This window comes from Parachryseolinea silvisoli, from assembly GCF_021190955.1.
GTDB lineage: Bacteria > Bacteroidota > Bacteroidia > Cytophagales > Cyclobacteriaceae > Ohtaekwangia > Ohtaekwangia silvisoli.
Genome location: NZ_JAIOAO010000003.1, coordinates 923,753 through 950,560 on the forward strand (window position 1 = coordinate 923,753; position 26,808 = coordinate 950,560).

General features: G+C 45.5%; 22 protein-coding genes. 3 read left to right on the forward strand and 19 right to left on the reverse strand.

Annotated features, from left to right (window positions below; translation table 11 throughout):
* Nucleotides 1–310: 310 nt before the first annotated feature.
* Nucleotides 311–2,671: an ABC transporter permease gene (locus tag K7P01_RS20815; RefSeq protein ID WP_267296509.1), complete on the reverse strand. Its 2,361-nt coding sequence runs from the start codon at nt 2,669–2,671 to the stop codon at nt 311–313.
* A 388-nt stretch (nt 2,672–3,059) separates the two neighbouring features.
* On the opposite strand from K7P01_RS20815, the gene K7P01_RS20820 reads away from it, so the two are divergent.
* Both K7P01_RS20820 and K7P01_RS20825 read left to right on the forward strand, forming a co-directional pair.
* Nucleotides 3,060–3,446: a hypothetical protein gene (locus K7P01_RS20820; protein ID WP_267296510.1), complete on the forward strand. Its 387-nt coding sequence runs from the start codon at nt 3,060–3,062 to the stop codon at nt 3,444–3,446.
* Nucleotides 3,447–4,242: 796 nt separating this feature from the next.
* On the forward strand, nt 4,243–5,565 hold the full coding sequence (locus K7P01_RS20825) for a sulfatase-like hydrolase/transferase (RefSeq protein ID WP_267296511.1): 1,323 nt from the start codon (nt 4,243–4,245) through the stop codon (nt 5,563–5,565).
* 96 nt (nt 5,566–5,661) lie between these two features.
* On the opposite strand, the gene K7P01_RS20830 is transcribed toward K7P01_RS20825, so the two are convergent.
* The 16 genes from K7P01_RS20830 to K7P01_RS20905 form a co-directional block, all read right to left on the reverse strand.
* Nucleotides 5,662–7,803 (reverse strand): copper-translocating P-type ATPase, encoded by a 2,142-nt coding sequence (locus K7P01_RS20830; RefSeq protein ID WP_267296512.1) that lies wholly within the window; start codon nt 7,801–7,803, stop codon nt 5,662–5,664.
* An 11-nt stretch (nt 7,804–7,814) separates the two neighbouring features.
* A complete protein-coding gene (locus K7P01_RS20835) occupies nt 7,815–8,417 on the reverse strand; it encodes a YceI family protein (protein ID WP_267296513.1) in 603 nt (200 codons plus the stop codon).
* Nucleotides 8,414–9,268 (reverse strand): DUF2911 domain-containing protein, encoded by an 855-nt coding sequence (locus K7P01_RS20840; protein WP_267296514.1) that lies wholly within the window; start codon nt 9,266–9,268, stop codon nt 8,414–8,416. The genes K7P01_RS20835 and K7P01_RS20840 overlap by 4 nt, the downstream gene beginning before the upstream one ends.
* 78 nt (nt 9,269–9,346) lie before the next feature.
* Nucleotides 9,347–9,859, reverse strand: a complete 513-nt coding sequence (locus K7P01_RS20845) for a DUF3347 domain-containing protein (protein WP_267296515.1) — start codon at nt 9,857–9,859, stop codon at nt 9,347–9,349.
* 21 nt (nt 9,860–9,880) lie between these two features.
* Complete coding sequence (locus tag K7P01_RS20850; protein ID WP_267296516.1) at nt 9,881–11,350, reverse strand: multicopper oxidase family protein; 1,470 nt, start codon at nt 11,348–11,350, stop codon at nt 9,881–9,883.
* Nucleotides 11,351–11,353: 3 nt separating this feature from the next.
* On the reverse strand, nt 11,354–11,998 hold the full coding sequence (locus K7P01_RS20855; RefSeq protein ID WP_267296517.1) for a DUF3347 domain-containing protein: 645 nt from the start codon (nt 11,996–11,998) through the stop codon (nt 11,354–11,356).
* 65 nt (nt 11,999–12,063) lie between these two features.
* Nucleotides 12,064–13,284: an efflux RND transporter periplasmic adaptor subunit gene (locus K7P01_RS20860; RefSeq protein WP_267296518.1), complete on the reverse strand. Its 1,221-nt coding sequence runs from the start codon at nt 13,282–13,284 to the stop codon at nt 12,064–12,066.
* 1 nt (nt 13,285) lies between these two features.
* Nucleotides 13,286–14,596 (reverse strand): efflux RND transporter periplasmic adaptor subunit, encoded by a 1,311-nt coding sequence (locus tag K7P01_RS20865; protein WP_267296519.1) that lies wholly within the window; start codon nt 14,594–14,596, stop codon nt 13,286–13,288.
* Entirely contained in the window at nt 14,574–15,827 is a 1,254-nt protein-coding gene (locus K7P01_RS20870; RefSeq protein ID WP_267296520.1) for a TolC family protein, read from the reverse strand. Before K7P01_RS20870 ends, K7P01_RS20865 begins: the two co-directional genes overlap by 23 nt.
* Nucleotides 15,811–17,736, reverse strand: a complete 1,926-nt coding sequence (locus tag K7P01_RS20875; RefSeq protein WP_267296521.1) for an efflux RND transporter permease subunit — start codon at nt 17,734–17,736, stop codon at nt 15,811–15,813. Before K7P01_RS20875 ends, K7P01_RS20870 begins: the two co-directional genes overlap by 17 nt.
* A 10-nt stretch (nt 17,737–17,746) precedes the next feature.
* Nucleotides 17,747–19,030 (reverse strand): efflux RND transporter permease subunit, encoded by a 1,284-nt coding sequence (locus K7P01_RS20880; RefSeq protein WP_267296522.1) that lies wholly within the window; start codon nt 19,028–19,030, stop codon nt 17,747–17,749.
* A gap of 100 nt (nt 19,031–19,130) precedes the next feature.
* Nucleotides 19,131–19,538, reverse strand: coding sequence for an HYC_CC_PP family protein (locus K7P01_RS20885; RefSeq protein WP_267296523.1), 408 nt, complete (start codon nt 19,536–19,538; stop codon nt 19,131–19,133).
* Nucleotides 19,539–19,640: 102 nt separating this feature from the next.
* Entirely contained in the window at nt 19,641–21,527 is a 1,887-nt protein-coding gene (locus tag K7P01_RS20890; RefSeq protein ID WP_267296524.1) for an efflux RND transporter permease subunit, read from the reverse strand.
* Complete coding sequence (locus K7P01_RS20895) at nt 21,527–22,822, reverse strand: efflux RND transporter permease subunit (RefSeq protein ID WP_267296525.1); 1,296 nt, start codon at nt 22,820–22,822, stop codon at nt 21,527–21,529. Before K7P01_RS20895 ends, K7P01_RS20890 begins: the two co-directional genes overlap by 1 nt.
* A 185-nt stretch (nt 22,823–23,007) precedes the next feature.
* A complete protein-coding gene (locus tag K7P01_RS20900; protein ID WP_267296526.1) occupies nt 23,008–23,475 on the reverse strand; it encodes a DUF3659 domain-containing protein in 468 nt (155 codons plus the stop codon).
* A gap of 338 nt (nt 23,476–23,813) precedes the next feature.
* Nucleotides 23,814–24,170 carry a winged helix-turn-helix transcriptional regulator gene (locus K7P01_RS20905; RefSeq protein ID WP_267296527.1) on the reverse strand — a complete coding sequence of 119 codons (357 nt, stop codon included), beginning with the start codon at nt 24,168–24,170 and terminating at the stop codon, nt 23,814–23,816.
* Between the two features lie 310 nt (nt 24,171–24,480).
* Here K7P01_RS20905 and K7P01_RS20910 point away from each other — a divergent pair, with 310 nt between their 5' ends.
* Nucleotides 24,481–25,251 carry an NADPH-dependent F420 reductase gene (locus tag K7P01_RS20910; protein ID WP_267296934.1) on the forward strand — a complete coding sequence of 257 codons (771 nt, stop codon included), beginning with the start codon at nt 24,481–24,483 and terminating at the stop codon, nt 25,249–25,251.
* A gap of 99 nt (nt 25,252–25,350) precedes the next feature.
* Here the strand turns inward: K7P01_RS20910 and K7P01_RS20915 are convergent, their stop codons facing one another.
* Complete coding sequence (locus K7P01_RS20915) at nt 25,351–26,160, reverse strand: radical SAM protein (protein WP_267296528.1); 810 nt, start codon at nt 26,158–26,160, stop codon at nt 25,351–25,353.
* A 6-nt stretch (nt 26,161–26,166) separates the two neighbouring features.
* Nucleotides 26,167–26,805 carry a toprim domain-containing protein gene (locus K7P01_RS20920; RefSeq protein ID WP_267296529.1) on the reverse strand — a complete coding sequence of 213 codons (639 nt, stop codon included), beginning with the start codon at nt 26,803–26,805 and terminating at the stop codon, nt 26,167–26,169.
* Between the last annotated feature and the right edge of the window lie 3 nt (nt 26,806–26,808).

Below are 26,808 nucleotides of genomic sequence, written 5' to 3' on the forward strand. Positions count from 1 at the left end.
AACTAAATTAGATATATTCAATAATACCCAGACGGTATGTAGCGTCAAACTGGAATTTTAGGCCGAAGCCGATTAAAGTTAGAAAACTTAGAAGCAATTCAGAATATACTAGTTTTTCTCGATTGACGAGCGGCTTGAATAGAATGACGGTGAAAAAGCTTGTAAGGCTGTAGCAAACGAAAGCAATTGAGATGTTTGAGTCTCTCGGGCAACATTTGACGGATGTACGTTTTCGGAAACATATCGAGCCTTTGCGCTCCGCATTCAAAGGCCGTCCTTTCTTATGACTGCGGTCTCCAAAAGCGAAGGACTACTCGCTCCTCAAATTCCTGGCAGGATCTTCAAGCGCGGCACGCCACGTTTGTGAGAGAATCGTAACCAGGCCAATCGTTAGAAGGAACGCAAAGCATAGCGTCAGGTCTGCCGCTCCGACCGATACACGGTTAGCAAAGTTCGCCAGGAATATGGTGCTAAGGAGGTAGCCGACAGGCAAGGCAATAGCGCCTGAAACGATTAGCAACCTAAAGAAGCTTGTTGATAAAAGGCTGACGACGTTACCAACGCTAGCACCCAGAATTTTGTGTACGCTCACTTCCTTCCGGCGAGTTTCTACCGTATAAACTACCAGTCCGAGCAGGCCGAGCGATGCGATGGTTACCGTCATAAAGCCAAGGAAGCCCAGCAAGGAAATTTCGGCCGACTGGTCATTGCCCTTTCTCATTTCTTCGTCCAGCCAGATGGGTTCAAATGAAGCTGACGGGTTTAGCTTCTTCCATTCTTCCTTAAGTTTGGCGGTCAGGGCAGGGCTGGCCTGCTCGGTCTTAAGTGCGATGAATTGAAGCTTGTCACGATTGTTCTGAAGCACAAGAGGCGGTATCGGATTTCCGTAACCATGTATATAGAAATCTTTTACAACACCAGCGATCGTTACAGGAATGGAATCCTGGAGATAAATAACGGATCCTATGGCGGCGTCCGGTCCATTAAATTCAAACGCTGCGACAGCTTTCTGGTTGACGACGACCGTCTGCGCATGATCCGGTAGTGCAGATCCTGCAACGATCTCAAGTTCCATCATTTTCATCCATTCCGCGGTGCTGGAATGGTATTCCATAGAGAGGCCCTGCTCATCACGGTTGCTTCGCGAAACCTTTACTTGGTTGGTTGCGCCAACCGACCCGGACGTTAGCGCGGTGCCTCTCACGCCGGGCAACGTACGAAACGCTGTTTCAGCCGCTTCCGGATGACTGCCTGCGGGGACGAGCGCCACGCCAGCCGTTGTAAAACCTACATCGGCATTGGCCATGTAGTCGAACTGCCTGTAAAATGTCGCAAGGAACACCAGAATCACGAGCGATAATGAGAACTGAAATACTGTTAGCGCCTTCCGTAGCGAAATACCACCCATGAGCTTATGATTGCCAACGCCCCGGAGAACACGGGCAGGCTGGAAAGCCGACAATATCCAGGCGGGCAGTGCCCCGGCCAGCATGCCGACGAATACTGCAAATCCTACGAACATCAGGAGTAACCTCAGGCTGATGGTTACGTCGGGCACCATTTCGTAGCCGTCGTTAAATGGCTTGTACTGCAGAATAGGAGCGAGAATAACATTTGCCAGGAACAGGGCTATAAAGGCGAGAAGAATGGCTTCGGTTACGTACTGCGCAACAATCTGCCAGCGTTGGGCGCCCGAGAGCTTACGAATACCAACTTCTTTACCGCGCGTTAGAGCCCGTGCAACAGAAAGATTTGTATAGTTGAAGCACGCCGCAAGCAGAATGATGAGCACAATGCCGCCTTCGGCAAGCAACGACCCCCGTGATGGCCCGCGGCTGATCTCTCGCTGCAGATCAGATGCCTGGGGAGTAATGGACGATAACGCCTGCAGATCAAAGCTTAGTCTGCCGCCGGAAAGGTCCTTGTTCAACGCTGCGGCAATACCGGAGAGCTTGTTCGACAGTCCCCGCTTCGCAAGGTCAGTATCGAGCCGTACGTAGGTATAACCGTACTCAAATGAATCCCATGAGTCCAGCTTCTTTGGAAGTGCTCCCATATGCTCCAGCCCAGGCACTGTGGTCATGGAAACCAGCATGTCATATTGAATGTGCGACTTAGACGGAGCGGCATCTATTACACCCGCTACTGAAAATTCACCCCAGCCCGTGAGGGTCAGTGTCTTTCCCGTTGGATCGGCGGTGCCAAAGAATCGTTCGGCCTGCGACGGGCTTAAGAACAGGGATCGAGGCTCGGCAAGCGCCGATGTCTTACCATACTTTAGGGTAAATGCGAATAATTCAAAAAACGAAGGATCAGTGAATGCTACGTTCACATCAAATTCATGGTGTGACGCGTCCATTGCTGTTGTGGAAGCCGGGTAAAAATGCGTGACAGGTCGTCGAAGGCTGTCATCCTGTAAAGTTTGTTTGAGTGGTAGCGGTGAGCTGGCCAGTTTCCAGCTGTTTCCCTGTTGGTCCTCAACATCCGAAATGATCCTGTAGAGCGTTCCAGGATCGCGATGAAAGTTATCGTATCGCAAGGCATCGTCTATCCGGATCAATACGATCATACACACGGACATGCTAAGCGCAAGCCCAAAGATGTTGATCGAAGAGAAGAGTTTATTCTTGAGCAGGCTTCGCCAAGCCATTACGACGTAATTCTTAAGCATATGTGAGCGTTCTTCAAGTTTCAAAAAAGCTTTTTTTGACATGGAGAAACGGATTTGAAGTTCCGATTCAATACGTTAACGGACAGTGACGATCGAACGCGGACGGAAGGTTCAACGGAAAATCATGACATTTGGGGATTTCCCTGGAAACGAGAATTTTCAATCATAACCGCCAATTCACGCAAATTTTGGCACTCTTGAAGGAATTTCGGTTCGATATTTGGCTCGTAGGGTCTATATTTTCGATTTAAGAGCAAACTTTTCGGAGTTTGCTTTTTTATTTTGGATCCTTCTCGAATTTTGCGATGTTAATATACTCAACGAATTGTGAAGAACAAGGCCATCACCCATGCATGAAGGAGACCCTGTAACCGGTGAGACGTTGAGAATGGAGTGGGAAGCGATTCTCTCCACATTTAGCGCTGACGGTATGCCTCGTCCAATCAGGACACTGATACGTCACATGATCAGTCACGGGTATGATCAAATATTTGTACCCGGTAGCTCACTATTTACACTACTCGTTTCTGTTCCAGTTAGCAACAAGGTAGATTACTCATACACACTACGTGTGGATTATGACGAACGGATACAAATTATGAAATTTAATTTTCTTGAAAGGGCGGATTTTAAACAAGAGCATTCGGATGGTGCAAGACCGGCTACGTGGGAAGAAACCTGCCAGGCATCCGAAGGAACTATTATTCTTGAAGAATTTCTGAATAGTGGCAATATTTTTAATGAGGCGATCATTCAACACATGAGGCGCCGGTAGGTGCGGTGACATTATGAACATTACCTTTGCTCGCATGAAGCAAGTAGCGTGACCGAGACTCTGCGGGATGCGACATCGGTGAGCGCATTAAGATGGATAAGGTGAATGGAACTCATCGAACCGGTAATTCTTTGAATTGGTCAAATTTCCAATAACTTCGTTCGATAATAGTAGCTCACGGTCTACTACTAAAAAGCCTTCTAATTGTTAAAATTGGAAGGCTGAGGCTGATAGCGTCACTATCTTTCTGTTCGATAAGAATTTCAACTTCCTAGACGCTACCTGGGATCAGATCGCCGTTGATTACGGATGGGTACTCTATATCGCGGTGATAGACGCGTTTGATTTTTGACCACTAAAAGTTACTGTCTACTCGAAGAAGGCTACGCCTACGTTACCTGAGCAACGAAAGTCCTGCGTAAGTCGGTCTATATGACCTTTTCCCTCATTGTTTTTGAAATTGATGATGGCGATTACTTCTGATGGTCAGTGGTTTTTGGTGTCATTGCACTATCTTCAAATTCGCCAAATCAGGTAAAAGCGAGCAGCCGCTTATTGCGGGCTAGGTCGCTACGATCTTTTGAACATGTATTCTTCAAGCGCCCCTTTGTTAAATGCTTTAATCCCATTTTTCAATTTCTTGTTTGGCTTTTCGCCTTGAACCCCGACTTGAGTAGATACATTCAAAAGGAATAGGACGGCAGCGATAACTTTTGCATATTCCACTTCTAGTCATTCTCACACACCGGACTTTCCATATGTTCGAAGCGCCTTTCAATACTTAAATAATTTATATATGTTCTGCCTGGTCAACTGCCATCTGAAGTGGATTTCAATGTTTGCCGGCCTTGCGCTGCTTGTTCATTCAAATGTTTATTCTCAACGTCCAAATATTATTTACATAATGACGGACGACATGGGTTATGGGGATATGGCTGGCTATGGTCGTAAAGATTACCAGACGCCCAATCTTGATAAACTGGCATCGCAGGGAATCAAGTTTGTCAATGCCTATTCAGCCGGGCCGCTCTGCACGCCCACACGCGCAGGATTTATAACGGGCCGGTATCCCGCCAGAACACCTGTTGGATTAATAGAACCACTTACGGGCGAAAAAAAAGACAGTGCCGTCGGATTAACGCCAGCATTCCCATCCATCGCTACGTTAATGAAGGCAAGTGGATATGAAACTGCATTGATTGGAAAATGGCATTTGGGTGCGCGTCCCCAGCATCGCCCGGGTAAAAATGGATTTGATTATTTTTTCGGTATTCACAGCGGCGCTGCCGACTATATATCACACAAAGGTACCAGTCGACTGCCAGACCTTTATGAAAATGATATATCAGTAGATAAAGAGGGTTATCTTACCGATTTGTTTTCTCAGAAGGCTGCAGCATTCATTAAACAGAAACACGATAAGCCGTTCTTTTTAACTGTAACATTTACGGCTCCCCATTGGCCGTGGCAAGGTCCCGATGATAAACCCTATGCAGATTCGGTAGATTTCAGAGACGGAGGATCTCCAGCTGTGTATGCGGCCATGATGAAAAGCCTGGACGATGGCGTCGGAATACTAATGAAGTCTTTGGATGATGCCCAGCTATCGAATGAAACTATTGTCATATTCACCAATGACAATGGTGGAGAAAGATATTCAGATAATGGAGGTCTAACTAAATCTAAAGGCTCTCTATGGGAAGGTGGAATAAGGGTGCCAGCTTTTGTCCGGTGGCCTGGTAAAATTAGCCGTGGTACCATGACGCAACAGGTGGCTGTTACAATGGATTGGACTGCTACGATCCTGTCTGCGGCAGGTGCAAAAGCACATGTCGATTTTCCTTTGGATGGGATAGACCTGATGCCAGTCATGAGAGCAAGTAACAAAAATATAGAGCGTACACTCTATTGGCGAACATTTCAACGTGTCAGGCAAAAGGCCGTCAGAATGGGAGATTGGAAATACTTAAAGGATGCCGAGGGAGAATATCTTTTTAATATTGTTAACGATCAACAGGAAAAAAACAATCTCAGGGAAAAGCATCCGGATATTTTTGACAAGCTTAAAAAAAAGCATGCGGATTGGGAAAAGACTGTATTGCAACCCATTCCATTATAAATTTCAAAAGGAGAGGTGCCTGGAATTGCCACGCTTAGTAGATTGATTCTTATCGAACTGGCAAATCTTGGGATTTCGTAATTTGCCACTGCCAGTTTATACCTTAAGCATCCGCGCATTTAAGGCAACCACAATGGTGCTTACGCTCATGAGCACCGCACCCATGGCTGGGCTCAACATAATTCCCGCGTTATAGAGTACTCCGGCAGCGAGTGGCAACGCGATAACGTTGTAACCAGTGGCCCACACGAGATTTTGTATCATCTTCCGGTATGTTGCCTTTCCAAACAAAATAAGATTGGCAACATCTTTTGGGTTGCTGTTCACCAGAACGATGTCGGCGGTTTCTGCAGCAATGTCTGAACCTGAACCTACAGCAATCCCAACATCGGCCTGGGCAAGGGCAGGAGCATCGTTAACACCATCTCCCGTCATCGCTACGAAATTTCCTTGCTGTTGAAGTTCCTTGATCTTTTCGAGCTTCTGATGCGGGAGCACTTCAGCAATGAAGCCGTCCATGCCGAGAGATTCAGATACTACTTTTGCTACCTCCTTATTATCACCTGTTAGTAAAAGCGACTTTATATTTTGTGAATGGAGCACGGTGATTGCTTCGGCTGACTCAGGCCTGATCTCATCTGCCAGGGCAATGATCCCCATCACTGTATTATTGAACAATACAAACACTACTGTCTCCGCGTTTGATGATGGGGCTTGCTCAACGGCAATATTGTTTTCTTTCAAGTATCCGGGACTAACTACGCGTATGCTATTACCATCAACTGTCGCTTCTATTCCCTTTCCGGTAATGGCTTTGAAATCTGACATTTTTGGCGATGGAAGATTAAGTCCTTTTGCTTTTCGCACGATCCCTGTAGCAATAGGATGCTCCGAGTTTTGTTCAAGCACGGCAGCAAGTTGAAGTACTTGCTCTTTGTTTGACTTGCCGTCAAGACTTTCGTACCGCACTACATTGAATTCGCCTTTTGTGAGCGTACCAGTTTTGTCAAAAACAACCATGGAGATTTTTCTCGAATTCTCAAATGCCGTCCGATCCTTAATTAATAATCCGCTTTGCGCTGAGATGGCTGTTGATCTTGCCACTACTAATGGGACAGCGAGTCCCAAGGCGTGAGGACAACAAATCACAATGACCGTTACCATCCGTTCCATGGCAAAAGCGAGATCCTTACCAAGCAAAAGCCAGACGATGAAAGTAGCTGTTCCCGACAGGAGAGCGATTATCGTTAACCATTTCGCAGCCTGGTCAGCGAGCAATTGCGTTTTTGATTTTGCATCCTGTGCATCCTGAACCAGCTTGATAACTTGTGATAGGTAAGAATCTTTGGTACCATGAGATACCTGAATTTTCAGTGACCCTTCACCGTTTATAGAACCGGCAATGACTTTATCACCTTTATCTTTCTCCGTTGGCTTTGATTCACCGGTAAGCATGGATTCGTTAAGAAAGCTTTTGCCCTCGTTAATAATCCCATCGGCTGCGATCTTTTCGCCAGGCTTTACAAGGATAATATCACCCGCTTTGAGCGAATCAGTTTTCACGTCCATAATATGATCTCCGTGAACGAGGTGTGCCTCCGAAGGCATAAGCTGGACAAGAAGTTCAAGTTCTTTTGAGGCACTCATGATCGATTTCATTTCGATCCAGTGGCCGAGAAGCATGATGAGGATAAGTGTCGCTAGCTCCCAGAAGAAGTCCATGCCCTCAAGACCCAGTACGATAGCCACACTGTATACGTAAGCGACGGTGATTGCTACCGCAACCAACGTCATCATTCCAAGTGATTTAGATTTTACTTCTGTAATGAGACCTTGAAGAAAAGGCCACCCACCATAAAAGAACACAACAGTTGAGAGCGCCAATAGAATATAACCAGACCCAGGGAATGCCCAATCGACACCAAGCCAATGTTGAATCATAGGTGAGAGTGCCATGATCGGTATAGCCAGGATAAGGGTAACGTAAAATCGCCTTTTGAAATCATCAATCATTCCTGCATGATGCGCGTGCCCGCCAGCAGCCTTGTGATCATGCTCCGACATAGTATGTTTTGGCGCATGTGCTGAATGTACATGCGCTTCTTGTTCATGTTTCGGCTCGCCTTTCGTTGCCGGCTCTACAGGTACGAGATTCATTCCACACTTTGGGCATTGGCCGGGAGCATCCTTAATTACCTCTGGATGCATCGGGCAAGTGAATTGTTGATGTTGTTCCATTGTCTTGAATGTTATTTTGGCTCTTCCCGTTTTAGTGTCAAGGTGATGGATATATCGACATCATCATACACCAGTTTGTCTCCAAGATTTTCGTAGAATGACTGTGAGCCGAACTTCACATCGTACTTACTTCTGTCGAATGTCATTATTGCTTTGGCTACGATCTTATCGTTCTCTCTTTTCAGTTTCACAGGAAAGGTTAAAGAATTCGTTTTGTCTTTAATTGTCAAATTTCCGGTGATATCACATTCATTTTCCGACTTGCAGCTGACTGAAGTTATGGTGAAGCGCGAAAGTGGGTAACGTTTTACGGAGAAAAAGTCTTCTGATTTTAGATGGTCAATAAGTCTCTTGTTCGATTTTGCGTCGGTGATGTCGGTACAGTTTATACTGGCCATGTCCATTTCAAATGATCCCTCTGATATCTTTTCTTTTGAAAAGATCAAATTACCAGAGGCAAGCTTAATCTCACCGTAATGCTCACCCGTAAGTTTCTTGCCAGTCCACTCAATCTTGCTCGTTGCTGGATCAGCAGCGTACTTTTTCTTTATGTCTTGTGACGAAACAACGAATGAGTAGATGATACCGATGACTAGCAATATTGATCTCATCATTTTTTGGATTTTTTGTTGCTCCAATCTTGCGCTAGCTTTTCATTTGCCTTTAGGATGGGCTCTAGTTTTTTCGCTTTTGCCAGCTCGGTAGATTTAGATAGCGTAACCAATGCTTCACTGGCCCGGCGCTGCGCTGCCTCCAGTTTTGCTTGAAGCTGGAGGTACGCGGCATCCTGTGTTTTTCCGTTTGCGACCTTGACCCATTCATATGCCTGATTGAGATCTTTATTGTTATTGAAGTAGTAAAGACTTGCCTGATAATATAGACTTGCCTTTTCCTCTTTCTTAATATTGATTCTATCGGCTATCTCTGCCATGACCTTATGATCCGCATAACTTTGGATCGGGAATTTTACTAGTGTGTTCTCCCAAAGCAAATAAACGAATGCTCCGTCTTTCGTCAAATCATTGATCTCTATCGTAAACGTTTCGTAAAACCTGGGTGCCTTTTCAGATTTAACCTTGAAGCGCAATTGGTCATTGGCTTCTGCATAGCCCGAGGTTCCGTGCATTTCGGGAACCTTGTTGAAAATGATTGTCCATTCATTTTTACCGGGAATTGTAAAAAGGCTAAAAGTGTCTGAAGGAATATTTACACCATTGATCATGATTGAATCGGACAACCAGATGGTGGTTGCATCGTGCGCTCCGGTTCGCCACAGTTGATCATATGGCACAAGGTCACCGAAAATAGTTCTGTCTCGGACGCTTGGCCTTGAATACTTGATCTGAACTTCAGTAAAACCGAGGTGCTGCGTGAGCTCTTGATCGGGACTTGCATTCGGAAGGTTGAGTTGTCCGAATGCAATGGATGTGACGCAGGCAAAGAATAAAATGTGTATGAGTTTCATGGCTTATCAGTTAATTGCAGCTCATTGTATCGCTTTGTGGCGGTAGCGAAGCAAGGTCATTGCACCGACGTTTACCTATTATTGAATTGTTTCCTTCACGGACCCACACTTAAGCATGGCGTCACCGAAATATGGATTTTTGATTTGTTTTTCATTTGAAAGCCAATAAGCGCCTTCGTTATTATTTGCCATAGGGCAGTACTCCACATAGATCGAACCCGTCGAAAGCTTTGAGGCTTTCACTAGTGATGTCATTTCGTTGCTAAGTGTTGAGAATTCTTTGCGTTGCTCCTCGAGATCAGTAGTCGCTGAAATCCTGGATGCGGATTCAGTGGCTTTTTTAGCGTTGCCCAGCGAGGTCAAAGACTTCTGTAATTCTGATGCGGCCTTCTTTGCTTCGTCAGCTTTGGAAGCGACAAGTGCGTCTTTTAGATGCACATAGTGGGCATATGCCGTTCCGATTTTGTCGTCTTTGAACGTTGCGTGTCCTTGTGCCTGATCTTTGCTGTCACCGTGTGCAGCATGATCGTGTTGTGCATAAGCTCCGAAGCTCACCAGCGCAACAAGAGCAATCATTATTGTTTTTTTCATAGCTATTGTGTTTTGTCGTCGTTAGATTATTTTATAATTGAGCATCATACCATCGTCTTCATGCTCAAGGTTGTGGCAATGGAATACGAAGACACCGGTGTAGTTCGGGAATGTCATAATTACTCGGACTTTCTCGCCAGGCATTAGAAGAATAGTATCCTTCCAACCTTTCTCGGAAGCAATCACTTTGTTCCGGGCACCCATTCTTTCCAATACCTGGAACTGAACGCCATGGATGTGCATGGGATGAATTTCATCACCCGCTAAGTTGTCGAACTCCCATATTTCTGTTGTTCCGGCTGAAACGGTTTCATCTACACGGTCCATTTCAAAAATCTTTCCGTTGATGGAGTGTCTACCCATTCCGCCATGTCCACCTTCTCCACCGATGGTCTGTGCGATGTCGATAGTTCTTGTTTTGACCGAAAGGCTCTCACTAAGTGCGCTTATATTGGATAGGGTTGAAGGGAGTGTGAAGTCCGAAGTTCCTTCGCGATCAACCTTGAACTTCAGCAAACTGAAAGCCTGCCTTCCCTGCACATTGAATTCACTGAATTTATTGCTGACAAGATAGATTTCTTTGCCAACTGCCAGGTCAGAGAAATCAATGAGTACGTCCAGTCGTTCACCGGGTCCAAGCATAATATTTGAAACTGTTTCGGGAGTACGCAGCAAACCACCATCTGACCCGATGACGATCAGATTCGCTCCGCCGGTAAGACCAAGGTTGTAGACCCTAGCCGTTGAACCATTTAGTACTCGTAAGCGATACCACCGCGATGCAACATTGACAAATGGGGCATGTTGTCCGTTCACGAGGATTTGTTCTCCAAGATAGCCAGTCATGATCTCGTCATCATTGGGAGAATATTCAAGATTGTTTCCTTCGAAATGTTTGTCCTGAATAATGACTGGAATCTCGAATTCGCCCGAAGGCAAGTTCAATGCAGATTCTTCTGCATCGTTTATAATGAACATTCCTGCAAGCCCGAGAAAGACTTGTTTTGCAGTCAGTCCATGTGGATGAGGGTGATACCAATAGGTCCCGGCACGCTGAATGACCGGCAGTGAATAATTCAGGCTTCCTCCGGGCGATGCCACATCTCTTGGATGTCCGTCCATGTTTTCCGGCAGGATTAATCCATGCCAGTGAATATTGGTTTCTTCTGAAAGACTATTTTGCAGGGATACGTTTACGGTTTCGCCGGTATTAGCCCTTATCGTTGGACCTAGTAATCCATTCGCGTACGAAAGGGTTGTACTTGATTTGCCTTTTAGCAACTCGCTAACGCTAAATTGCGCATTAAGTGAAGCGCTTCCGTTGCTGACGTAAGGTATTGTCAAAGGTCTATCAAAGGAGCCTTCGACAATCCAATTTGATTCTCCAATCATATCTTCTTCGGTATGACATGCGTTAAGAACTAGGGACGATCCCATCCATGCTGTGAGAGCCGACAGGCTTGACCGTTTTATGAAATCTCTGCGTTTCATTTATTATTTTAATTTCTCTTTTACAGATCCACAGGTGAGCATCTTGTCTCCGAAGTATGGATTCTTAATCTGTGCCTGATCACTCAGCCAGTATGCGCCTTCGTTATTGAAAGCCATAGGACAGAATTCGTAGAACGCTTCTTTTCCCCCCAGGCCAAAGGCCTTGATACTTTTATATAAGTTGTCTGATAGATTGCTGAAGGCTTTTCTTTGGGTTTCAATGTCGCTGCTCGACTGAATTTCTTTCAATGCGCTTTGGATAGGAGACAGGTAGTTCATCCAATCATTGTGCGCGGCGCCCGACACAAGTTTCATGTCAACTTTTGCCAATGCTTCACCAGTTTTCTTCGCTTCGTCTTTAACGTTGCTTACGTCAGAGGCAACAAAGGCGTCCTTTAGTTCAACATAGGAAATGAAGACACTTGCAAGCTGATTCTGAAAGCTCGCGTCAACCTGGACCTGGGGCTCACTGGCTTCCGCAGCTGCGGTAGGTCCCGAAGCATATTCCGCACTATCTTTCACCGCACCTTCCTCATGGCCAGCGTGATTATCATCTTTTTTGTTTCCCGAACAATTTGCCAGGAGCGTGAATGCTGCTGCACTTACCAGCAGCGAGTAGAACATTGATTTGATTTTTATTGTATTCATGTTTTTAAGGTTATTACTGGTTAAATGGCTTTTCAAAAGCATCTTTACAGCACTTTTTCATATTATTAATGAGAATGACCGGCCATCGGATCTGTTCCCTTTTTTAAAATTATTTCACTATACAGCAGGTATGCACCGGTTACAGCCACCGTGTCACCTTCGGTTAATCCTTCGGTGATTTCAACTTTCTCAAAATCTTCCATGCCGGTTTTCACCATTTGTGGCTTGAATGTGTTACGCCCTCGTTGCACATAGACATGAGTTCCCCTGGCATCGCGGATCACTGCGTCAACCGGTAGGGATAAAGCTTTCTTGTTAGCATGGCTGAAGAACACTTGTGCTTGCATGCCCGGCTTGAATGACAGGGTCGGGTTTGATATCGATGCTCTCATTGACATAATCTGTGTGTTGGCGCGAAACTCGGGACTGAAAAAAGTAACCGTTGCTTCAATCGGTTGATTTTCGAACCCACTTACTCTCACGGTTATTTTATCACCAACCTTCGCTACCTTGGCTTCATTTGGATATAATTCCGCTTCAAGCCAGAGATGGGTTATGTTCTCAATCCGAAATAATGCCCCGCCCTCTGAAACATATTGTCCTTCGGATACTGAAATCTCTGTTACTATCCCCGAGCCAGGAGAAAGGAATGTGATTCTATTCTGGGCGTTCTTATTTTTTGCCAAATGTTCAACCTGGGATTCGGAGAGCCCGTATAGCAGTAGCTTTCTCTTCGCAGCATCGAGAAATGATTTGTAGCGCGTTTCGGACGAACCAAGTGCATCATATTGCTCTTTGGCTAGCAGGAATTCCCGTTGAAGAGTAAGTAATGTCTCACTGTACAATTCATAGAGCGGTTCACCCTTTTGAATTGTACGCCCCGTTTCTTTTATAAATAGTTTTTCGACTCGTCCGGCTGCCCTGCTGCTAATGACTTGCGACAGGTCCTCATTTTCTACAAGCTTACCATTGACAACAACCGATTCACCGATGGATTGAACGGAAACTTTTTGCGTAGTGATATTAGCAAGTTTTATCTGGCTATCCGTTAGCATCAAGTCACCAGTAGCTTCGGTTGTATTGGCATTTTTAGGCACGAGGTCCATTCCGCATACTGGACATTTACCTGGGCCATCCTGCACCACATTAGGGTGCATTGGACAAGTATATTTTGTCGCAGAACTTTCTTTCTTTGCACGATCATGGCTTGCATGTTCATCTGCTTGCTTTTCCTGCGAGCAAGCGAAGAATATGAATGCGATTGTTATGAATAAAATGTGTTTCATCTTATTTATTCGTTTTGATGAAGCTTTCACTATCGACCAGGTATTGCCCGTTGCTGGCGATTTCATCCGATGACGAAAGCCCTTGTTTGATTTCTATGTGCTTTTCTGTACGAATGCCAGTCACCACTTTCTTAGGTCTGAAGACATTTTTCTCTTTTACAAAGACTACGTCATCAACACCAAGGTGAAGTACAGCTTCCTTTGGCACCCATAGTGCCTCAACTGCGCTACTTTCGATCACCGCTTTTACCAAATGTCCGATATGGAGACGTTCCGTGTTTTTGGTATAAACTCTTACTGTGAGAAATTCCTGACCTTCGTTGAAAAAAGGTTGGACGAAATCAATTGTTCCATCGTCACGGTGCTCATCACCGAAGTCAAGTTTTACTTTACTGCCTTTCTTTACCGTTGCAGTAAGCGTTGAAGCGATGTTCAATTCAACTCGTAATGCGGAAGGATTAACAACCTTAAATAGAGTCTGCCCCGATGTTACATAACTTCCCTCGCGAATGAGTTGGTCACTTTTGCTTACAGCTGAGCTCGCGGATGTAGATGGCGATGTGCTCGCATTTCCACTCATTCCATCAGTCATTCCTCCGGCGGATGTTGACGCTCTTGGTGATGTCATTGGCGCAATCGGTGTCTGTTGCCCGTCAGCAAGAACATAACCGTCATAAGTACTGTAGATCGCGAACGTATTCTTTGGGTTTTTGCTTTGAATGAGATCGTTGATTTGTGCATCTGTTGCGCCAAGAAGTTTTAGACGTTCTTTCGCACTCTGTATAAGTGCCTCGTTCTTCGAATCGTTCTCAATTACGAATAACAGTTCTCGCTGTGCTGTCAGTAGCTCTGGACTGTAAATCTCTGCGACCTTTTGTCCCTTACGTACTTGCTGAAAGGCATATTTGAGAAATACTTTTTCAAGTCGTCCACCGATTCGTGTTGGGATTGTATAGACGTTCCTTGTGTCGTAGGTTACTACGCCCTGCGCTTCTGTAGAAACAGGCATTGACATGTATTCGCCCTTGATCGTTTTAATAGAGGCAATGACGGTTTCACTTGGGGACTTAATCAGTTTCGAAAGATCCTCTGTAATTTCAACTTCTTCGCCGGGACGAGCTTTCCGAACGAGATCCATGCCGCATACCGGACACGTTCCTGGTTTATCAGAAATGGCCGTGGGGTGCATTGGGCATGTATAGGTGTCCGCATGCTCTGCGTGCTCTCCGCCTTTGTTGCAAGATGCTACCAACACGAGTAACGGCAGGAGCATAATTGGGAGTGACAATTTATTTCTCCAATTGTTTTTCATAGCTTACGATCATGTTAAAGTATTCCTGAGTCTTTTCGATGTAGTCCATTTGCGCCATGTTTAATGCTTCCCATGCATCGATTACAATGGGGAGCTGTTCACGATTTTCCTCGTAAGCCAACATTAAGGTCTGGTAGTTTTTCCGCAACGCTGGAATGATCTTAGAGTCATAATTCGCCAGTTGCTGCTTCATCCGCGCTAACTGAGACGCCATGCCCGTTAGCATGCCCCGTGTTTCGATTAAAATTGCCTGACGGCCTTTTTTCATCGCCTCGATGTCATATTGCATTCCCTTCACTTCCGACTTGTACATTTTGGAAGACCACGGTGCGATCGGAATTGAAACCATTGCCATCCCAGTGAACTGGGTTGGCATATTTCCAATTGGCTGCATGTGGTCAAATCGGATCTTGAAATCCGGCCTTGATTGATAGCGCTGTAGCTGTTGATTCAAACGCATTACTTCAATTGTCTTGTCGATCTGTTTGATATCGCTCCGTTGTGTGCTGAGCGCTGCTGTGTCGTAAATCACCTGGTTCGGTTCATATGTGATGTGGGTTGCTGTATCAATCATGATGAGCGTTTCGACCGGAAGGTTCATCAGGCTTTTTAATCTATATGAACTTTCCTCTATAGACCCATTCGTCATCTGGATCATATTCTGCACTTCACTCAGCCTTCCCTCTGCTTTATAGATATTTCCAAGGCTTCCCTGATTGTAGGGGTATCTGATTCTTGCGAGTTTCAGCATCAGGTCCATGATGCGTTCATTCTCTTTTAAAACCGTGAGTTTCTGTTCGGCCACTAACCATTGGTAATACATCGTTTTTGCTTCGCTTCGTAATTGATTGAACTGAGCGGAGCGATTTTCACTTTCAACCGCGGCCCTTGATGAAAGGTATCTGCGATTCGCATTGAGCTTGGACGGATTGGTAATTTCTTGCTCGATGGAGAACATCCAGGCACCTTTGTCTCGTTCATCCATCAACATTTGGTTGGGATAGGGAGTCATGAAAGTCCCCGCGCCGATCATCGGGGCCATAAGGCTTCTCGCGCCCCCGGCGTATGTATTCAGGGCTTTGACTTTGCTGTCGTACTCCTGCAACATTGGGTTTTGCTTATCGATAAGATGCAGAACACTGTCGAGCGTGATCACTTGAGCAGTTGCAATAGCATTCAGGCCTATCCAAAATGCTGCAAACAAGAAAGATATCTTAATGCTTAACTTCATATACTTCAAGTTTTCCAAATTTCCGTAGTTCATATTCTTTCGTCATCAGGAAGATGAGTGGCGTCACGAGAAGAATGTGTGTTGATGATGTAAGAACTCCGCCAATCATGGGAAGCACAATTGGTTTCATTACATCGCTTCCAACACCGGTAGCCCACAACACCGGGATCAGACCAAACAGTGCCACGCAGACCGTCATCAATTTTGGGCGCAGTCGTTTAGCCGCGCCGGCGATTACATATTCCCGAAGCTCTTCGCGCGTAATTGTTTCGCTTGAATTGCCTCTGAGTTTGACGAGCTGCTGCATAGCATCGTTCAGATAGATCACCATTACTACGCCTGTCTCTACAGCGATTCCAAACAGGGCAATGAAACCAACGGCCACGGCAACGGAGAGATTAACGCCATAGAAGTATACCATGTATGCTCCACCGATCAGAGCAAAGGGAACTGTAATCAAGCTAAAGAATGCCTCGCGGATGGAATGAAATGCCAGGTATAGCGATACGAAAATGATCAACAATACAACCGGTAGAATGACTATGAGCGTTTGTTTTCCGCGGATGAGATTTTCGTATTGGCCACTCCATTCGAGATAATATCCGTTGGGAAGGGCATCCAGATTTTTATTCAGCGTCTCCATTGCTTCCTGAACTGTGCTTCCAAGATCGCGATCTCTTACGTTGAACAACACGGCACCTCGTAACAGGGCATTTTCAGACACAATCATTGGCGGTCCATTTTCGAATTTGATGTCCGCCACGGCGGAGAGAGGTACTGTTCCAAGTGCAGGTGTCTGAATAGGAATTCGCTTTAACTGCTCTACGCTGTTTCTATAATCTTGCGATAACCGCACACTGATGGTAAAGCGTTGACGCCCTTCGATGGTTTGGCCGATAGGACTACCACCAATGGCGGATTCTACAATCATGTTAACGTCATTCACACTTAATCCATATCTGCCGAGTGCGTCTCTGTTGATATCAATCGTCAGGTATTTTCCTCCGGTAATCGGATCTACATACAGGTCTTTCACTCCCGGAACATTTGCAAGCGCGGCTTTTACTTTTGTAGAGAGTACCGCGATGCTGTCGAGGTTCTGGCCGTATACTTTTATCCCAACATCCGTTCGGATGCCGGTAGCCAGCATGTTTATTCTGTTGATGATGGGTTGAGTCCAGCCGTTCACAACTCCCGGAATCTGCATTTTAGCATCAAGCTCATTAATGATGTCATTCTTGGTGATTCCTTCTCTCCATTCTGATTTTGGTTTCAGCATAATGATCGTTTCAATCATACTGATAGGAGAGTTGTCCGTTGCTGTGCTCGCCCGGCCTGCCTTGCCCAATACTTTGTCAACTTCGGGGACAGACTTAATGATCTTGTCCTGGACTTGAAGAATTCTTTTCGCCTCTTCATTTGATACATCCGGAAGTGTTACAGGCATGAAAAGGATAGACTGCTCATCCAGTGGCGGCATAAATTCACTTCCAAGGCCGATCATCAACGGGACGCTGACCGCCAATGCGAGGATGTTGACACCAATCGTTGTTTTACGCCACTTCATGCAGGTGCGGATGATTGGCTCGTAGATCTTTTCAAGAAACCGATTGATAGGATTGTGCTTTTCGTCCCTGAATCTTCCTTTCATAAAAAAGGAGATTATAACGGGCGCGAGCGTTACAACGAGTATCGCATCAACCAGCATGATGAATGTCTTTGTGTAGGCAAGTGGGTGAAATAACTTTCCTTCCTGACCTGTGAGCATAAACACAGGAAGGAATGATGTTATGATGATGATGGTTGAATAGAAGACACCCCGTGAAACCTGCTTAGAGGATTTCTCGATGATCGCAAGCCTTTCGGCATCATCTATTTTGTTATATGGTTTTCGAGAGAAGAGTTTCATACGTTAATTGTTACTTGTCCTCGGGGTTTAGTTCTGAGTACCGATGGGACAGGTTTTTATAAGAGTTCTCGGCCATGATAATTCCGTTATCAACGATGACCCCAATGGCAAGTGCTATTCCTGTCAGCGACATAATATTGGATGTAATACCAAACGCATTCAGAAAAATGAAGCTTGTTGCAATCGTGATGGGGATCTGAATGATGATGCTAGCCGCGCTCCTCCAGTGGAACAGGAACACAATGACCACCAAAGACACCACGATCATTTCTTCGATCAATGTTGTCTTGATAGAGGATACGGATTCCTCGATCAGGTAGCTACGATCATATACGATATCGAATTTCATTCCCTGCGGAAACCCTTTCGCTACTTCAGTCATTTTCTTCTTCACCGCTTTGATCACTTCATCCGCGTTCTCGCCATAGCGCATCACCACAATTCCACCGACCACTTCACCTTCTCCGTCCTGATCAAAAATTCCGAGGCGTGTTTCGCCCGTCATCTGAACGGTTGCGATGTCACGAACCCGGACTGAAACAGTATTCACGGTCCTTACAGAAATGTTTTCGATCTCCTCTATTGATTTAAGGTAGCCAGTGGTCTTAATGATGTATCCGATGTCGCTTTGTTCGAACTTTCTTCCACCTGCCTCATTATTATTGGCGCGTACGGACTGAATGACCTCTTGTGCAGAAAGCCCGTAATAGCTAAGCTTGTTCGGATCAACCGTGATTTGATATTGTTTTTGAAAGCCCCCGAACGATGCAAGCTCACTTACTCCCTGTACATTCTGCAGCGCGAATTTTACATACCAGTCCTGGATGGCGCGTTGTTCGCCAAGGTCCATTCCGGGTGCATCGAGGGTATACCATAAAATATGGCCAACGCCTGTTCCATCCGGGCCGAGGGTAGGAGTGACCCCCTCCGGCAAGAGACGGGTAGCATAATTGAGTCGTTCGAGAACACGCTCGCGGGCCCAGTATACGTCGGTGTCATCGTTGAAGATGACATAGACGAAGCTCATTCCAAACATAGAAGCGCCGCGTACATATTTAACCTGAGGGAGGCCCTGAAGGTTTGTTACGAGTGGGTATGTTACCTGATCCTCAATGATCTGAGGGCTACGGCCCATCCATTCCGTAAAGACGATCACCTGATTTTCCGACAAGTCTGGTATCGCGTCTATTTTATTTACTTTCACCGAATAGACTCCCCAGGCAAATAGTCCAACTGCAACAAGCAGTACTAAGAATCTATTTCGAAGAGAGAAAGATATTAAGCTTTCAATCATGACTTAAAATGAAGAATGTAAAAAGAGGAGTATTGTGATCGCGTTAGAGCAAAGCGATTACACGAAGAGCGGGTTGCCCTTCAAAATGGATGAAAATAAATCAGATTAGGAAAACTTGATGCTCGACCGTAAGGTCACAAGATCGCAATGGAGGATCGTAGTTGTAGTATTTGAACTGCGCGAGCGGTGAAGCTGGAATAACTTCTGATATAAGAATAACAGGTTGCTCGATGTCCATCGGAGCGGGAGCAACGAAATGAATATGCTCGATTGAACCTTTAAAATCGGTGCCTTCGTGATAAACAAGCTCATCCTGGCAACAGGCAGGTTTCATGTGCTTGTGACAAGCTGGTAAAGCTTTTTCTTTCTGGCAGCTGTCAGCTTTTCCAAAGAGGGCAATGTTTTGAACTTCACCCATACAGATGTGCATGCCGACCGTAAAACTGGTAGCTGAAACCAGCACCAGGACGGCTAACAAAACGGCTGATATGGAACGGATTGCCTTCATTTGATCTCCAAATCTAACGTAATTCTTTGACTTTGGATTTATACTTTACGATTAATGCGTTATAGAATTCGTTGAAATCGCCCAAAAAATGGGTTTTTCGGGCTAATCTTCCAATAATTTGTGTTCAATCCGACCGCTTTTTGCCAATTCCTGCTCTCTGACGTAAGCATAGATAACCGGAAGCACGATAAGCACAAAGATCGTGGAGGTCAACAGGCCAAACACAAAGGGAATAGTAATTGGCTTCATCACATCGCTTCCGGTCCCGGTGGCAAATAGTACTGGCATTAAGCCAATGACGTCCACTAGCACGGTCATGAGTTTAGGGCGAAGTCGTTGAACAGCACCTTCATATACCGCGTCTTCAATGATTTCGTTTGTCACCTGGCCGGAAGAATGATTTTTTATTTTGAAGTATAGTGCGTTGTTGAGATAGACAAGCATTAAAACACCAGTCTCCACCGCGATACCAAACAATGCTATAAAGCCAACGGCCACAGCAACCGAGAAATTGACATCAAAGAAGTGCAAAGAGTATGCTCCACCAACCAGTGCGACTGGAATGCTGCTTAACACAATCAGTACCTCTCTCATGCTATTAAACGTGAGGTATAACACTCCAAGGATGATGATCAGCACGATCGGAATGATCACCATCAACCTGTTCTGTGCCCGAACCTGATTTTCGTACTGGCCGCTCCAATTCAAATAGTAGCCTTTGGGCAGGTTCTTCATGGCTTTCTCCAGGCGTTCCTTGGCTTCTGAAACCGTGCTTCCCATGTCTCTGCCCCTGACGTTGAAAAGAAGCGTACCACGAAGCATAGCGTTCTCTGAGTTAATCATTGGCGGCCCTTCGGTAACAATAACATCTGCGACTGCCGAAAGTGGAATAGGACCGAGATTGGTTGTCTGCACCTGAAGATTTTTGATTTGATTGATGGTGTTGCGGTAGTCTTGTGCAAAGCGCACATTTACCGGAAAGCGCTGACGAGCTTCAATCGTGGTTGTCGCGTTCATGCCGCCAAGTGCAGTTTCGATGAACATGTTAACGTCATCTACAGTAAGTTCATATCGCCCTATTTCTTCTTTTCGAATCTTTATATCGATGTATTTGCCACCGACAATTGGTTCCACATACAGGTCCGCAACTCCCGCAAGGCCTTCGAGCTGTTTTTTAAATTCATGTGCAAGCACATTGATCGAGTCGAGATTCTGACCATAGATTTTGATTCCAACATCTGTCCTTATGCCGGTTGATAGCATGTTGATTCGGTTGATGATTGGCTGGGTGTAGCTGTTAATCACGCCCGGTATTGCCAGTTTACTGTTTAATTCACGGATGATTTCTTCCTTTGTAATCCCATCCCGCCATTCTCGTTGAGGCTTGAGAATGATTATTGTTTCAATCATACTGATGGGAGCATTGTCCGTAGCGGTGTTAGCACGACCGGCCTTTCCTAAAACATTTTCCACTTCTGGTATTGACTTGATTATTCTATCCTGTACTTGAAGGAGGCGCTTTACTTCGTTGTTCGAAATATCCGGCAAGGTGACAGGCATGAATAGCAATGAGCCTTCATCCAGGGACGGCATGAACTCCGTTCCAAGGCTGATAACGAGTGGGACACTGCCTAGCACCAGGGCAAGCGCCAGTCCAAGCGTGACCTTCTTCCATCTCAGGCACCATCGTATGATCGGCCCGTAGATCCGTGTGAGAAACTTGCTGATAGGGTGTCTGCTTTCGGGTCTGACTTTTCCTTTTAAGAACAATGCCATCAGCACCGGCACCAGCATGATTGCGACAAAGCCTGAACCGATCATGGCAAATGTCTTTGTCCATACGAGCGGGGAGAAGAGTTTGTGTTCCTGACCGGTTAAAAAAAGGATCGGACTGAACGAGATGAGCGTAATGAGAATAGAACTCACAACAGCTTTGCCGATCAGCTGCGAGGACTTTTCAATCTTATCTATGCGTGTTTCTTCCATCATCAATTCGTTTCGGCTTCACCACCAATTGTCTTCATTGCATTCTCCACCATTACAATGCCTGCATCGACTAAATCACCTACTGCCAATGCCACGCCAGCCAAAGACATTATGTTTGACGTAATCCCGAACCACTTCATGAGTATGAAAGCAAAAAGAACGGAGACAGGTATTGTAATCACAACGATCAGGGCGCTCCTGACGTGTAATAAAAAGATGAACAGCACGATGGCAACTACTATGATTTCTTCGGTAACCGCTTCCTTCAACGTGTCGATGGTAGCATTGATGAGATCAGACCGATCATAGGCGGGTTTAATATTTATTCCTGCAGGCAGACCTTTTTTTATTTCCTCAATTTTTGTCTTGACGCGATCGATAACCTGTTTTGCATTTTCGCCATAGCGCATAATCACTATTCCGCCTACCTTTTCACCCTCACCATTTTCATCAACAATCCCTAAGCGCAAGTCGCCTCCCATTTGTACGGTGCCGATGTCTCTTACTCTTATGGGTGTGGTGTTTTCTGTTCTAAGCGGGATGTTCTCAATCTCCTCTATGTTTTTGATGTAACCTGTTGTTTTGACAATGTATCCGATGTCTGACAATTCAAACTTTCGACCGCCGACTTCATTGTTGTTCTCTTTGATTTTGTTCACAACTTCCATCAATGGTATTCCATGGTAACGAAGTTTCATCGGATCAACCACAACCTGATATTGCTTCTGATATCCTCCGAAGGATGCCACTTCACTCACACCTTCGACTGTTTGAAGGCCAAAACGCACATACCAATCTTGTAACGCTCTTAGTTCTCCAAGATCATAGCCAGGAGCATCAAGAGTGTACCAATAGACATGCCCAAGGCCCGTGCCATCAGGGCCAAGGGTAGGAGTAACATTTTGTGGAAGTAATCTTGTTGCATAGTTCAGCCGTTCCAGCACGCGTGCTCGTGCCCAATAGATATCGGCATCGTCTTCGAAAATGATAAAGACGAAACTCATTCCGAACATACTTGAACCACGAATGTTCTTGACTTTAGGAATGCCCTGGAGGTTTGATGTTAGGGGATAGGTAATCTGGTCTTCGATGATCTGGGGATTTCGCCCCATCCACTCGGTATAAATGATAACCTGATTTTCCGACAGATCCGGGATTGCATCGACGGGCGTGTTATAAACGGAATACATCCCGTAGATGATCATGATGGAATACATCCCGTAGATGATCATGATGGAATACATGATGATCACCATCCATTTGTTTTTGATCGACCAGCTTATCAGTTTCTTAATCATGATCTCAGTGCTTCTATGATTAGCGGACGTATATCGATACAATTACGGCTAAGGGAAACTGTGTTGCTGGTTGCAATCTTAAACACTCCGGCTCCGGTCAACTCTCGGAATGAATTGTCAGTAAATATTACATGAACGCCAACGCAGTGAATTTAAAAAGGTGCGCCTGGTTGTAGGCAGCCATTTTAGTTCTTTATCTCCGTGTCAATTTCTTTTGCATCTTCATTTTCCGAGCTGAAAAAACAATGGAGCGCGCAGCCGTGAGATTTGTCTTTATAGCCAGCTTCGACTTTGGCAATATCCTTTCCAGCCACTTTTACGACTCCGTCAGGATCGGTGGTTACTACATGACCTTTCATAGACTTGTAGCTTCCGTCTTTCTGGATCTTTCCAATCATCTTTCCACTCGCAGTTGACACATCGCCATGGCCGGAGATTACCCCGATTACTTTGCCGGTGACGTCACATGCTTTGCCATTTTTAATGGAACCCAGTGGTTTACCATCATCATCGACTACGGTACCATCTGTCTGAAGCCGCGGATGCATTCCTCTGTGCTTGGGCGGCATTTCCCTTTTCTGCGCATCTTGAGCGTGGATAAATGAAAATGCAAAAAGCATCAGCATCATCGTTAAAATTGATTTTGTTTTCATAGAATTTTTTGTTTAAAGTTTATGCAAACTGTAAAAAGAGAAGTTTTTATCTGCTGATCTTCGTTGTGATAAAAGATGATTTTCATCAGTTCCGGCCCAATGAATCCAGAGTAGCAATGGATCTACACTTGATAATTCTGGATGGTTGTATTAGTTGTTCGACGATACCTTTAGCGTCCAAATCATCAGATCCAGACTTGTTTGATATGCAAGGGAAGAATGAGTTATGGCTGGTAAGAATTTACTTTAATCAAAAGGTGTAATTTTCATGCCATCATCTCCATGGTAGCCGATTCATCCAAGGATTTAATGATATTCATTACGATACTTTAGATTCTCTATATTTCTGATTGACCCGTCACCTTCTTTTTGTGGTTAATTCCCCAATCCTTAAGCGAATAGATAATGGGCGTTAACGTGTCGGCATACGGCTCCAACTGGTAAAAGATTTTCACGGGGTACTCGTCCAAAACAATGCGCTTAATCAATTTATGCTGCTCCAGATCTTTGAGCTCCTTGGCTAACACTTTTGGTGTAACACCGGGAATACTGTCCTGTATGTCCGTGAAGCGGTCGTTGCCAACTCCGACAGATATAATAATAGGTAATTTCCACTTACCGCTGATGACGTCAAGCGCGTCTCGAACGGGTTTCACTGTATCGAGACAATTACAATGTGCCTTTTTCTGCGCCATAAATGCTGATTTAAGAAATAGTACTTTCCTTTAGGAAAGCACTATACAAAGGAAAGTGCATATTTCTAACTTTGCAAAGAAATGAAGCCGCAAAGAGATGAAGGGCGAAAATAAGAGTAAACAAATACACATTATCGCCTAGTTGGCAATTCGGCAGAGGGAATAGAACACGGAGGTTGGCGCTAGCCAACGGAAGGCCAGGCATCATGCGCGTACCCTGGAGGTGTGTGAAGCGGTATAAAAATTATGGGGAAGCTGGCCCGAAGGCGCTTTAAAACTTGACGTCGAGTCGGGTGTATATAATCAGATAATACTAAAATTTAGAAAAATGAAAATTGGAATAATTGGAACGGGTGCCATAGGCGGTACTGTTGCAAAAAAGTTAGTAAATGCCGGACACCGAGTAAAGGTGTACAGTGCAGATGGCTCTAAATTAAAAACCCGAGCTCGGGAATTAGGTGCTTCACCATCCACACTTAATGATGTTGTCAGGGACGTAGAGGTAGTGATCTTGTCTGTTCCGACCACAGTAATTCCAAGTTTTCCCAAAGATTTGTTTGCTGGAATTGCAAAGGATGTAATCGTAGTGGATACATCTAACTATTATCCATTCCGCGATGGAGATATTCCGGAACTCCAGGATGGTAAAGTCGAAGGCGAATGGGTGGCTGAGCAAATAGGACGCCCTGTTACTAAGGCATTCAACAACTTATTAGCTCATACCCTTGAACATGGCGGCAATCCCCAAGGTGCGGAAGGACGAATAGCGATGGCAATCTCTGGAGATGACGAAAAGGCGAAAGCCACCATATCTGGATTAATTAATGAAGTGGGTTTTGATGTTGTTGACGCTGGGTCTTTATCTGATTCATGGAGACACCAGCCGGGCACACCTGCTTATTGTACTGAACTCAATACAACCGAGCTTAAAGACGCCCTTGATGCGGGAGAAAAAGAGAAGGCAGCTCACATCAGGGACTCTGCTATCGCTCAACTCATAGAACGCGTAACGCAGCCCTCCCATGAAGAAATCGTAGTGTTCAATCGTGCTTTGTTCCCCACAAATCCTAAAACAGCCTGACGTCATTGTTCGGTAAGGAGAATTGTAGGCCCTGCATATCTACTTCACTGGGAATGCTCCTTGCGTACTTGTGGTTGTGCGCTCCAGATGGGTGCTCGTCTACCGTAATATCTGATCGAGTAACACGTCCTTTGATTCCATGGAGCCTTCCATGATGATACGTCCATCGGGTTCAACCACCGGGACCGGCTTTACATTAAAATCAAGCAGCTGCAAGTCAATGATCGTATTGAATTTTCTTCTTTTCTGTTTGACTAGATCGTGCAACTGGCGACGCTCGCGATATGAAAGCTCATAAATGCCCCTATCTCTATAACCATTTCCGCGCGGAATAAAGGGCAAAAAGCTAATGCTTTTTATCTTGTTTTGCAGGCCATATCCGATCATCCAATCCATCACTTCCAGGTGCTCGTGGACGATCGTTGTTTGTATCGAGGTCCGTACTCCCGAAGCGATGAGTCTGCGTATTGTATTGGTAGTGGCATCAAAAGCTTCACGGCCCACCATTCGGTCGTGAAAAGCCAAGGGGCCATGGAGGCTCACCTTGACTTTTGTATCGGTAGCTTTAAGCACTGTAGTTAACTTGTCAGAAAGCGAAATTCCATTGGTGGTCAGCATTGGTTTTCCTCCTTTAGCATAAACATATTCGACGAGTTCCGGAAGTGCATGATGTATTGTCGGCTCACCGCCACAAAAATGAATACGTCTGACACCTCTTTCGATCAACCAATCTATGTATTGTTTCAGTTGTCCGGCGGGTGGATGAATCCCACCGTCCGGCGGGGCCAGGCAGAAGCCGCAACGCGCATTGCAAAACCGCGTAACGCGAAAACAAACGCTCAACGGCAGCGGCTTTGCGTATGTACGGATTGCGCTTGCCTCGTAATCGCTGTGAGTAACGTTGACCATGATGAATTAATTTTTTATGTTATTCTTTTTCAACCACAGCTCAATGCCATGTTGACCGTGTTTCATGAGCGCCGTGTTCCAGTCTTTGCTCCGTCCAGGGGGTGTGATCCGATAGCAACGCGCGCCCTTTAGAAATGCTTTGTAGAAATTTGCCTCGGTTTCGCCCGGACGGTTGCTATCAAACGCTAAGATTACCAGACGGTCTCTGCAAACTTCTGGCAACCACGGCGCATGTCTGCCCACAGTCGCCACCGCACTATAGCCGCACATAGCCAATGACAACGCATCAAAAAGACCTTCGACCAAAATAACAGGCTCGGCATTCCACCCGTGACCGACATACAGGGCTCCTCCGCCTGGTCCGATAGTAAACATTTTGTTCTGCTTGCCCGTGACGCTCAGATAGCGCCCATGAACAGAGCACAACGTGTGATCGGAATTCACCATCGGCACGATCAGGGCCGGTCGGCCGTTCCAGTTGGCATCGAAACGCACGGATGCCGTATGTGCAATCTCCGGGGAAATACCACGCTTTTCAATATATGGAAGACCGGGCGTATTAAACAAGGGGACACTTTGCTTTAGCCGTTCCTCCGCTGTTTCATTTGTAACCGGCATCACGGGAGGATCTATGAATGGCTTCATAAT